This window comes from Brevundimonas kwangchunensis (assembly GCF_039523815.1).
GTDB classification, from domain to species: domain Bacteria; phylum Pseudomonadota; class Alphaproteobacteria; order Caulobacterales; family Caulobacteraceae; genus Brevundimonas; species Brevundimonas kwangchunensis.
Map to the genome: position 1 here is coordinate 166,792 of NZ_BAAAGA010000004.1, position 9,574 is coordinate 176,365.

General features: G+C 68.1%; 12 protein-coding genes. 4 read left to right on the plus strand and 8 right to left on the minus strand.

Going from position 1 to position 9,574, the window contains the following annotated elements; genetic code table 11:
- From ABDZ95_RS09065 to ABDZ95_RS09085, 5 genes are all read right to left on the minus strand, one after another.
- Complete coding sequence (locus tag ABDZ95_RS09065) at positions 1-306, minus strand: 50S ribosomal protein L23 (protein WP_343792884.1); 306 nt, start codon at positions 304-306, stop codon at positions 1-3.
- A complete protein-coding gene (gene rplD / locus ABDZ95_RS09070) occupies positions 306-944 on the minus strand; it encodes a 50S ribosomal protein L4 (RefSeq protein WP_343792886.1) in 639 nt (212 codons plus the stop codon). The genes ABDZ95_RS09065 and rplD overlap by 1 nt, the downstream gene beginning before the upstream one ends.
- Complete coding sequence (gene rplC, locus ABDZ95_RS09075; RefSeq protein WP_343792889.1) at positions 944-1,702, minus strand: 50S ribosomal protein L3; 759 nt, start codon at positions 1,700-1,702, stop codon at positions 944-946. Before rplC ends, rplD begins: the two co-directional genes overlap by 1 nt.
- 21 nt (positions 1,703-1,723) lie before the next feature.
- Positions 1,724-2,029, minus strand: coding sequence for a 30S ribosomal protein S10 (gene rpsJ, locus ABDZ95_RS09080; RefSeq protein ID WP_003164367.1), 306 nt, complete (start codon positions 2,027-2,029; stop codon positions 1,724-1,726).
- A gap of 455 nt (positions 2,030-2,484) precedes the next feature.
- Positions 2,485-2,892, minus strand: coding sequence for a hypothetical protein (locus ABDZ95_RS09085; RefSeq protein ID WP_343792891.1), 408 nt, complete (start codon positions 2,890-2,892; stop codon positions 2,485-2,487).
- A 254-nt stretch (positions 2,893-3,146) separates the two neighbouring features.
- On the opposite strand from ABDZ95_RS09085, the gene ABDZ95_RS09090 reads away from it, so the two are divergent.
- Entirely contained in the window at positions 3,147-3,896 is a 750-nt protein-coding gene (locus ABDZ95_RS09090; protein ID WP_343792893.1) for a porin, read from the plus strand.
- Between the two features lie 149 nt (positions 3,897-4,045).
- Here the strand turns inward: ABDZ95_RS09090 and ABDZ95_RS09095 are convergent, their stop codons facing one another.
- The 3 genes from ABDZ95_RS09095 to ABDZ95_RS09105 all read right to left on the minus strand — a co-directional run bounded on the left by ABDZ95_RS09095 (position 4,046) and on the right by ABDZ95_RS09105 (position 7,166).
- Complete coding sequence (locus ABDZ95_RS09095; protein ID WP_343792895.1) at positions 4,046-4,939, minus strand: GIN domain-containing protein; 894 nt, start codon at positions 4,937-4,939, stop codon at positions 4,046-4,048.
- Between the two features lie 159 nt (positions 4,940-5,098).
- Positions 5,099-6,010: a cupin-like domain-containing protein gene (locus ABDZ95_RS09100; protein ID WP_343792897.1), complete on the minus strand. Its 912-nt coding sequence runs from the start codon at positions 6,008-6,010 to the stop codon at positions 5,099-5,101.
- A gap of 7 nt (positions 6,011-6,017) precedes the next feature.
- On the minus strand, positions 6,018-7,166 hold the full coding sequence (locus ABDZ95_RS09105; protein ID WP_343792900.1) for a GNAT family N-acetyltransferase: 1,149 nt from the start codon (positions 7,164-7,166) through the stop codon (positions 6,018-6,020).
- A 168-nt stretch (positions 7,167-7,334) separates the two neighbouring features.
- Here ABDZ95_RS09105 and ABDZ95_RS09110 point away from each other — a divergent pair, with 168 nt between their 5' ends.
- From ABDZ95_RS09110 to ABDZ95_RS09120, 3 genes are read left to right on the plus strand one after another with little or no spacing between them, the layout of a single operon-like run.
- Positions 7,335-7,505: a hypothetical protein gene (locus ABDZ95_RS09110; RefSeq protein ID WP_343792902.1), complete on the plus strand. Its 171-nt coding sequence runs from the start codon at positions 7,335-7,337 to the stop codon at positions 7,503-7,505.
- Positions 7,505-8,245, plus strand: coding sequence for an SGNH/GDSL hydrolase family protein (locus tag ABDZ95_RS09115; RefSeq protein WP_343792904.1), 741 nt, complete (start codon positions 7,505-7,507; stop codon positions 8,243-8,245). Before ABDZ95_RS09110 ends, ABDZ95_RS09115 begins: the two co-directional genes overlap by 1 nt.
- Before the next feature lie 60 nt (positions 8,246-8,305).
- Complete coding sequence (locus ABDZ95_RS09120) at positions 8,306-9,337, plus strand: L,D-transpeptidase family protein (protein ID WP_343792906.1); 1,032 nt, start codon at positions 8,306-8,308, stop codon at positions 9,335-9,337.
- Positions 9,338-9,574: the final 237 nt, after the last annotated feature.

A 9,574-nucleotide genomic window follows, 5' to 3' on the forward strand; every position in this document is an offset into this window, starting at 1 on the left:
TCAGAGCCCCGTGGTGACGTCGATCGACTGGCCGTCGGCCAGCGTCACGATCGCTTTTTTGATGTCGACCCGACGGCCCATGATGCCGCGGAAACGCTTGGTCTTGCCCTTCTGGACGAGGGTGTTGACCTTGATCACGTTCACCTTGAACAGGGCCTCGACCGCAGCGGCGATCTCGTCCTTCGAGGCGTTGTCCGCGACGCGGAAGACGACCTTGTTCTGTTCCGACAGGATCGTGGCCTTCTCGGTGATCACCGGAGCCAGGATGGTGTCGTAGTGACGCACAGTGGGTTGGGCGCCGGCCATTACGCGGCCTCCTTCTGAGCGAAGCGGGCCTCGATGGCTTCAACAGCCGCCTTGGTCAGCACCAGCTTGTCGGCCCGCAGGATGTCATAGACGTTCAGGCCGGCGTTCGGCAGCACGTCGATGAGCGGGATGTTGCGGGCAGCCAGACCGAAGTTCGTGTCGACTTCCGGACCAGCGATGATCAGGGTCTTGGTCCAGCCCAGCTTGCCGAAGGTCTCACGCAGGGCAGCCGTCTTGGCTTCCTTGACAGCGACCGTATCGACCACGACCAGGTTCCCGGCTTTCGCCTTGGACGACAGGGCGTGACGCAGGGCCAGGGCGCGGACCTTCTTCGGCAGCGAGAAGCCGTGGTCGCGAACGACCGGACCGAAAGCGCGCGAACCACCGACGAACTGCGGCGCACGGCGCGAACCGTGACGGGCGCCGCCGGTGCCCTTCTGCTTGTACATCTTCTTGCCCGTACGAGAGTTCTCGTTGCGGGTTTGAACCTTGTGAGTACCGGCGCGGCGCTTGGCCAGCTGCCAGTTGACGTAACGGGCCAGCAGGTCGCCGCGGATGTCGGAGATGCCGAAGACGGCGTCCGACAGCTCAACGTCGCCAGCAGCCTTGCCGTCGAGTTTGATGACCGAGAGTTTCATTACGCTTCACCGCCTTCGACGGTTTCGGCGGCCGGGGCTTCTTCAGCCGGCGTTTCGGCCGGTTGAGCCGCAGCAGCAGCCTTGTTCGACTTCACGCCGCCGGGGAACGGGGCGTCGGCCGGACGGGCCTTCTTCACGGCGTCGCGGATCTTGACCCACGTGCCTTCGTGACCCGGGACGGCGCCCTTGATCATGATCAGGCCGCGCTCGGCGTCGACGCGGAAGACGGTCAGGTTCTGGGTCGTGACGACTTCCTGACCCAGGTGACCGGCCATCTTCTTGCCGGGGAACGTACGGCCCGGGTCCTGACGGTTACCCGTCGAACCGTGCGAGCGGTGCGAGACCGACACACCGTGCGTGGCGCGCAGACCGCCGAAGTTCCAGCGCTTCATGGCGCCGGCGAAGCCCTTGCCGATGGTCTCGGCCTGGACGTCGACCTTCTGGCCGGCGACGAAGTGGTCGGCCGAGAACTCGGCGCCCACATCCATCATGGCGTCCGCATCGATGCGGAACTCGGTGACATAGGCCTTCGGCTCCACTTCCAGCTTCGCGAAAGCTTCGCGTTGAGCCTTGTTGGTGTTCTTGGCCTTCTTGGTGCCAGCGCCCAGCTGGAGAGCGACGTAGCCGTCACGCTCCTGGGTACGTTGGCCGACGACTTGGCAGCCGTCGAGCTGCAGCACAGTGACCGGAACGTGCGCGCCGTCATCGGCGAACACGCGGGTCATGCCCAGCTTCTTGGCGATCACGCCCGTGCGCATCGGATCCCGCCTCTTTCTCGATTAAATCTTGATCTCGACGTCCACGCCGGCGGACAGGTCGAGCTTCATGAGCGCGTCCACGGTCTGCGGGGTGGGGTCGACGATGTCGAGCACGCGTTTGTGCGTGCGGATTTCAAACTGCTCGCGCGACTTCTTGTCGACGTGCGGCGAGCGGTTCACGGTGAACTTTTCGATCAGGGTCGGCAGCGGGATCGGACCGCGGACGGTCGCGCCGGTGCGCTTGGCCGTATTGACGATTTCGCGCGTCGAAAAGTCGAGGACGCGGTGATCGAAGGCCTTGAGCCTGATGCGGATGCTCTGATCCATATCGGTTGTTATTCCCAAGCAGGCGAACCTGCGTCCCTGTGAACCATTTCAAAGACCGGAGCCTTCAGGCCAAAAAGGCCTTCAGAGTACGCACTTCGCAAAAACGATCGGCCCACGCAGTCCCCCGCGAAGGCCGTTGAAGTCCCAAGAAACTGCAAAGAACAGGCACTTAGGTCGTTCCTGCGAACCGCGTCTGCACCCGGGGGTGCACAGCCGGTCCAACAAGAGTGCGCGCTTATGCCTATTGAGTCCCCGCCCGTCAAGCGGCGAAAACGTGGCGGACGCTGAATCTGCGGGGCGTGAGCGGCGTTGCCGGACTCTACTCCCCAACCCCCTCCGGCCAGGCCACCGGAGCGACGTGTGGAGGCAGTGGAAGGCCGGCCCTGGAGATCACAGGCATGAGCCGCTGCGCAGCCTCATCCCATGCCCACGACCTCACGCACGTCTCGCCGCCATCATCGCATATCAGCGGATGCAGCTCCGCCACGACTCGCCGCTCGCCTTCCGCGGTGCGGATATCGAACCACAGGGCCTGACGGTCGAACGCGCGAACGAACCCGTCTTCCGTCCCTATATAGAGTGACGCGACAGCCGCCGGTGCCGCAGACCTGCATCGCCTCCGGCCAGCGGATCAGCCAGTCCGTCCGATTGTCCCCGTTGGCGTCCACCGCTACCAGCACGCCGGCCGGCGCCTCGGTGATCAGAGGCGGCCGGTTGGTCGGGTCGTCGATGTCGAAGCCGAAGTCGTTCAGCTCTCTCAGGACGTACCAGACGAACCCCTCCGGCGGCTCCTGCGCCATCGCGGGCGCGCTCGCCCCTGCCGTCAGCATCAATCCGGCCGCAAGGCCCGCCCACCTGTTCATCCGAGTCCTCCGTCGTCGGCGCCGGCAGGTCACGGGCCCGCGTTCGCCGAGAACCTCCCGTTCCTGACGCCGGATTCAGGCTTCGCCCGCATCTCCACGCTATGTGGCCGCAAGGGCGCCACATTGTGTGACGGTTTCACAACAGCCCCCGCAAGCCGCTGTTTTGTGACAGGTTTGTAATGGCTTCGCTTCGGGTCGGGCTGATAGCCCCTCCCCCGCAGTGCAAAGACGCTGTCTCCCCAAGGACAACAAAAATGAAGTCTCTCTTCCTCGCCACGGCCGCCGTCGCCGCCTTCGCCGCGGCTCCGGCCTTCGCCCAGTCGGCTCCGGTCGGCTCGGTCGGCGTCTCCTACTCGAACACCGAAATCGATCTCGGCTCGATCGACGCGGACAGCGACTCGTACGCCATCGACGGCGTGGTTGCCGTTGACGCCTTCGCCGGCTGGACCGCCACCTTCGCTGGCCAGATCGCCCACAACGACGATTCCAACGACACCGGCCTGGCCGGTACGGCTCACCTGACCCGCATGGCCGGTTCGGACCTGCGCTTCGGCGGCTTCGTCGGCGCCGCCGACGCAGGCGACGACACCGCCTGGACCTTCGGCGGTGAAGTGCAGAAGTACCTCGCCAACGCGACCCTGACCGGCGCTGTCGCCTACACCACCGCCGACGACGCTGACGTCGACGCCTGGACCGTGGCCGGCGACGCCGCCTTCTACGTCATGCCGAACCTGCGTTTGAACGCCGGCCTGAGCTACTCGGACGTCGATGCCGGCTTCGGCAGCGCCGACCTGTGGACCTACGGCGTGGGCGCCGAGTACGAGATCGCCAACACCCCGTTCTCGCTCGCCGCCGGCTTCAACCGTGGCGACATCGAAGACGTGAAGATCGACACCTGGACCGTTGGCCTGCGCTACAGCTTCGGCGGTGGCTTGCAAGCCCGTGACCGTGCGGGCGCCAGCCTGCCGGGCGCCGGCATCGCCGGTCTGCTGGGCGCTCTGTAAGAGCCTCCACCCCATAGTGGCGTAAACGAAGGCCCCGGCGGAGCGATCCGGCGGGGCCTTTTGCTGTCCGCTCTGACCAGCGCACGAAAAGAAGGCCCGGGGGGTTCCACGCTCCCGGGCCTTCCTCGTTGTTCAGCGACTGACGGGGGTCAGTTGCCGATCCGGATATCGCCTCCGCCCATGACCGAGCGGCTGACCGCGCCCGTGGCGCGGGCGATACTGACGTCGCCGCCGCCCATGATCGAAACGTCCACGTCGCCGGCCGTGCCGCCGAAGTTCACGTCGCCCGAGCCGGCGATGCTGATGCTCACGTCCGGCGAGGTTCCGGCGCGCACATCCACGTCGCCCGAGCCGCCGATCGCCACGCTCATCGGCCCCTCGATGCGGGCCACGTTCACGTCGCCTGAGCCGCCGATGGCGACCTCGAGGTTGCGGGTCGCGCCGGCCGTGACCGAGCCCGAACCGCCGATGTTCACTTCCAGCGAGCCCGAGGTTCCGGCGCGGATGTCGCCGGAGCCGCCGATGCTCAACGACATCGCGCCGTCGACATTGGCGACATCCCAGCGACCGCAACCGCCATGACCGAGCTCGAGCGAGCGAGCCCCTCGGCCGACCGAGCCGAAGATGGCGCCCGAACCGGCGACATTCACATCGCGCGGCGTGCGGATGACGATCAGCGGTGCGTCCGAGAGATTGACCCGACCGATATCGCGAACCTCGACCCAGGCGCCTTCGCCGGCGCGGCCGCTATCCGGTCCGGTCTCGCAGCGATTGATGCCCGTGCCCCGGCCGCCGAACAGGCCGCCGCCGCGACGCAGGCCGCCGTTGACGCGGATCTCGTCGCCCGAGCGGGTCACCTCGACGCGCGGCAGGCGGGACGAGCCCTGCTCGACCTCGACCGCCACATCGGCGCGGTCTTCGACCACGACGGCGACGCGCGCCACGGCGTAACGGATCTCGACGCTCGGCTCCTTGGCCAGAGCCGGACCGGCCACGGCGGCCAAGGCGACAGCGGATACGGCGGATGCGATTGCGAGTTTCATGAGTCAGCTCCCTTGTCCTGTGATCGGAAGGTGCGACTCGCCCCGCGTAATTTCACTTTAAATCGAGGTCATGACTTTCCGTTCAGGCGCGCCCGACGGGCAGAACCCCGCCATGCCGCGACCGGACCTCCGAAGCATGACGTCGAAGCAATGTCCGGGTCAGTTCCTGAGCGCGCCCGCGCCGTCGGCCACGCCGACTTCCGGCTCGAAATCGCGTTCGAAGTGGGCGATCCGGCTCTTCAGCGCGCCCGCCTTCTTCAACGCCAGCGAGGCCGCCCAGCGCGCCGCCAGCTCCGGCGTGCCCATCCGGTCGGTCATCCGCGGTTGCCCGCCCCGGCTGCGCAGAACCGCATTGGTATAGAGCGCCCCGTTGCGGAACCGCGACGGCCAGGTCTGGAAGTCCATCGACAGGGAGACGCAGAACCTGTCCAGATTCTCCACCCGGTGCGGCGCATAGATCGGCCAGGTCAGCGCCTGCCCCGGCTCCAGATCCATCACCTGCGCGTCCTGCTCGAACGCCAGGGTGTACGGCAGCTCCTCGGTCGTCTGACGCGAGACCACCTGCTCCATGTTGCGTTCCGGCAGATGCGCCTCGTCGCCCGGATAGACGAACACCCGCTTGCGCCCGCGCATGTGGAACAGGACCACGCCCGCGGCGTCGAAATGGTACGGCACCCGCGCCTTGGGCGAGGACAGGATCAACTGGCCCGCATTGCGCACGGCCCTCAGCCCCGGATAGGCCTCGGCCACCTTGCCGAACTCGACCATCGCCGCGGCCCACAGCTCGGGCCAGCCGGTCTCGACCTCGCGCATGTTGACCCACAGACGCCCCTGCTGGATCGCCTCCAGCAGCTGCCCGCCGTCCAGCCGTCCCCGCGCGCCGGTGCGCAGGCTGACCTGCCCCTCGTCGTCGTAGTCGTACAGGTTGATGTCGAACAGCTCGGCCGGATAGCGGTCGAGGATCGCCGCAAGGCTCTCGTCCGACGCAAAGCCCTGATCGACCAAGGTGTGGGGATGGGTCTCGGCCTGACGGATCGGGCCGGAATAGCGGGTGCGGTTCGTCTGGGTCATCAGCATCTCAGGCGGAGGCGCGCTGCGGCGCGCGGACCTTGGCCAGGGCGGCCCCGGCGGCCTGCACGGCCCCCTTCAGTCGGTCGGCGTGTGTGACTTCGCAGGCCTCGATCGCGGCCCAGCGCCGGCGCACGCTGGCGCGCAGACGCTCGCCGCGCCCCTCGCCCGCCAGATCCAGCGCCTTCACGGCCGCCTGGCTGAACGCCTGACCGATGCCCGGCTTGACGATCATCGCCTCGCGGACGGTGTGCGCGCCGTTGCAGAAGTATTTCTTGTAGTGCTCGCCCTCGAACCCGAAGTCGAAGGTGCGATAGCCCAGCTCCGCCGCCAGCCGCATCGTATCCATGCTCAGCAGGATGCCGGGCGAGCAGCGCGCCAGCGACGGCTCATAGCCCGGGAACCAGAAGTGATACTGGTCGCCCGCGTGCAGCGAATATTCCAGCGCCGTCAGCCGATCCCCGGCCCACAGCCCCGCCATCGAGGCCCCGAATCCGCCCGGTCCTTCCGACTTCAGCAGTTCGTGCAGCAGCTCGACCGTCCAGCCGCAGCCGAAGATGTCGTGCCGCGCCGTGCGCTTGTACTGATCGCGCTTCAGCCCGATCAGCCAGTCCAGCAGCCTGGGGTCATGCAGCCCGCGCTCGACCCGCAGCGGCCCCAACTCGGCCTCCATGCTGCGGCGGGCTCGTTCCTTGTCCTTGAAGAACTTGCCGAAGGTCTGGCGGCGCTCGGCGTACCAGCCGTCATAGCCGTCCGCCCCCAGCTCCACCTGCACCGTCCGGCGCGGCTCGCCCGCCGGCGTATCGCCGACCCAGGCCGTGACGTTCAGGCGGCTGCCGCCCAGCAGGGTCGCCACCTCTTCCAGCGTCGGCGCCTCGCCGTCGCGGGCGATGACCCCGTGGTAGTCGTTCATCGGCGCCGCCAGCGGCTGTATCGCCCCGCCCCGGCGCTGGTGCGGGAAGAAGCCGACCGTGCGTCCATCGCGGGTGAACACCGCCACCGCGGCCTCGGGGCTGATTGCGCCGGCGATCTGGGTGAAGGTCGGCCGGAAGTACGGGCTGTTCAGCGCCGGCGTGTCGGCAAGGATCGCGCGCCATTCGGCCCATGCGCCCTCGTCCAGCGCGTCCGCCCTGACGATCTCGACCTTCAACCCGGCCATGCGCGGCTCCTCCGTTCGGCCCACCCGGACCGCCGTTCAGCCTCGCATCCTGCACAGGGCGCGTTTCATCAGGGTGTGCAGGCATGGTGAAACGAACGTTTACCGCGGAGCCGGGCGGCGGCGCGAACGTTGGCTTGTCGGCGATCCCCGCCTTTGCTGGAGTTCATCATGTCCGAATCCGACCGTCCCTCGACCCGCGAGACCGAGAACGACAACCAGCGCCCGCCAGCCCATGAGGGCGAGGCGCCCCGCCCCGCCACTGAGCCCAAGGGCTCCGAAGGCAGCTCCAACCCCGGCGACACAGCCACCGACCCCGCCACCGGAAAGCCGAACCCCTGATGATCCGAACCGCTCTCGTCGCCGCCGCCGTTGCCGCTCTAGCCTCGCCGGCTCTGGCCCAGACGGCTCCGGCCGCCTGCCCGGTCAACGCCGAGCACGTCGTCGCCAATGACGGCCTGTCGAAGAGCCGCGCCGCCGTCGCCGCCGGCCGGCTTACCATCCTGGCCATGGGCTCCTCCTCGATCGAGGGCGCGGGCGCCAGCCGTCGCGAGCTCGGCTTCGTGCCTCTGCTGGAGGCCGGGCTTGAGCGCCGCCTGCCGGGCGTCGAAGTCACCGTGATCAACAAGGGTATCGGCGGCGAGACGGCCAAGGACACCGCCGACCGGCTGGAGCGGGAGATCGCCGCCAATCGCCCGGACATGGTCATCTGGCAGCTGGGCACCAACGACATCCTGCGCGACCGGCCAATGGACGACATCTTCGGCGACTTCCGCCGCGGCGAAGCCATCCTCGAGCGCGCCGGCGTCGACGTCCTTCTGATCGACCCGCAGCGCCTGCCCGAGAACACGCCCAACCCCGCCTTCCGCGGTCGCAATCCGGCACTGGGCGACATGTCCCGTCTGATCGCGCTGGAGGGCGGTCGCATGGGCTACGCCGTTCTGCATCGCTTCGAGGCCATGGCCGGCTGGTCGGGTCTGGATCGCGGCGGCGTCGGCCCCGACGACCTGCACCTGAACGACGAAGGCTATGCCTGCTGGTCCGAGACCACGGCCGAGGGACTGGCCGCCGCCCTGCGCTGATCCGCGGGAACGCCTCCGCTTCCGAAGGATTGGATTCCGTGAAGCAATGCACGGAATCCAATGTCCTTTCGCCTGATCCTCGCCTCGACCAGCCTTATCGCCCTCGCCGCCTGCGGTGAGCGCGAGCCCGCCGCGCCCGTCGAGGCGACGCAGACCATCACCCTCACGGCGGAAGCCATCGAACGCGCCACCCCCGTGGCTGTCGCCCCGACGCCGACGCCAGCTCCCACCGAAGGCGAAGCCGCCACTCCCCCCGCCCAACCGGACCCCGGCTTGATCCGGGTGCAGATCCTGCTGGACCGCTCGACCTTCTCGCCCGGCGTCATCGACGGCCTCGCCGGCGACAACACCCGTCAGGCCGCCGCCGCCTTCCGCAGCGCCAACGGCATGACCGGCGACGCCGTGGACGCCGACCTCCTGCGCAAGCTGGCCGAGACCGACCGCAGCGCCGCCATGACCGAATACACCCTGACCGAGGCCGACCTCGCCGGCCCGTTCAGCCCCCCGCCCGGCGACCTCGCCAGCCAGGCTCGCAACGGCGTGAACTACACCAGCGTCCGCGAACGCATCGCCGAGCGCTTCCACATCACCGAACCCCTGCTGCAGGCCCTGAACCCCGACGTCGACTTCCGCCGCGCCGGCGTCCGCATCGTCGTTCCGGCGGTGTCCGACAACGCCCTGCCCGAGGTGACCCGCATCGTCGTCGACAAGACCGAGCGCTCGCTACGCGCCTTCGACGCCTCGAACCGGCTGGTCGCCTTCTATCCCGCCACCATCGGCTCGACCGAGCGCCCCGCTCCGTCCGGAACCCTGACCGTCGTCGGCGTGGCGAAGGAGCCCGACTACACCTACGACCCTGACAAGCTCAGCTACGACCGTGGCCCGAACAAGATCACCGTCCCCGCCGGCCCGAACAATCCGGTCGGCTCCACCTGGATCGCCCTGTCCCGCCAAAGCTATGGCATCCACGGCACGCCGGATCCGTCGAAGGTGGCCAAGACCGCCTCCAACGGCTGTATCCGCCTGACCAACTGGGACGCGCAGCAGCTGGCGGCGGCAGTCAAACCCGGCGTCGAGGTCCGCTTCGTCTGATCCGGGCAGGGCTTCATCACAGCGACCACGGCGAGGGCACGGCGAACACAGCGGTGTTCGCGCCAGTTCGTCAGACACTGTCCGCGCGAAGCGCAATCCTGATCGCCTTGCAGGCGGCCCGCCGGCCGAAGACCGCACCTCGTTCCCGCCGTGTCCGCTGTGGTCCGTCGTGCCCGCCGTGATGAACCGCGAACAGACCCCCAAAGAAAAACCCCCGCCGGATCGCTCCGCCGGGGC

Coding starts and splice junctions, on each gene's coding strand:
- ABDZ95_RS09090 (WP_343792893.1), top strand. CDS start 3,147: ATGAAGTCTCTCTTCCTCGCCACGGCCGCCGTCGCCGCCTTCGCCGCG.
- ABDZ95_RS09065 (WP_343792884.1), bottom strand. CDS start 306: ATGGCCGGCGCCCAACCCACTGTGCGTCACTACGACACCATCCTGGCT.
- rpsJ (WP_003164367.1), bottom strand. CDS start 2,029: ATGGATCAGAGCATCCGCATCAGGCTCAAGGCCTTCGATCACCGCGTC.
- ABDZ95_RS09110 (WP_343792902.1), top strand. CDS start 7,335: ATGTCCGAATCCGACCGTCCCTCGACCCGCGAGACCGAGAACGACAAC.
- ABDZ95_RS09100 (WP_343792897.1), bottom strand. CDS start 6,010: ATGACCCAGACGAACCGCACCCGCTATTCCGGCCCGATCCGTCAGGCC.
- ABDZ95_RS09095 (WP_343792895.1), bottom strand. CDS start 4,939: ATGAAACTCGCAATCGCATCCGCCGTATCCGCTGTCGCCTTGGCCGCC.
- ABDZ95_RS09115 (WP_343792904.1), top strand. CDS start 7,505: ATGATCCGAACCGCTCTCGTCGCCGCCGCCGTTGCCGCTCTAGCCTCG.
- ABDZ95_RS09120 (WP_343792906.1), top strand. CDS start 8,306: ATGTCCTTTCGCCTGATCCTCGCCTCGACCAGCCTTATCGCCCTCGCC.
- ABDZ95_RS09085 (WP_343792891.1), bottom strand. CDS start 2,892: ATGAACAGGTGGGCGGGCCTTGCGGCCGGATTGATGCTGACGGCAGGG.
- ABDZ95_RS09105 (WP_343792900.1), bottom strand. CDS start 7,166: ATGGCCGGGTTGAAGGTCGAGATCGTCAGGGCGGACGCGCTGGACGAG.
- rplD (WP_343792886.1), bottom strand. CDS start 944: ATGAAACTCTCGGTCATCAAACTCGACGGCAAGGCTGCTGGCGACGTT.
- rplC (WP_343792889.1), bottom strand. CDS start 1,702: ATGCGCACGGGCGTGATCGCCAAGAAGCTGGGCATGACCCGCGTGTTC.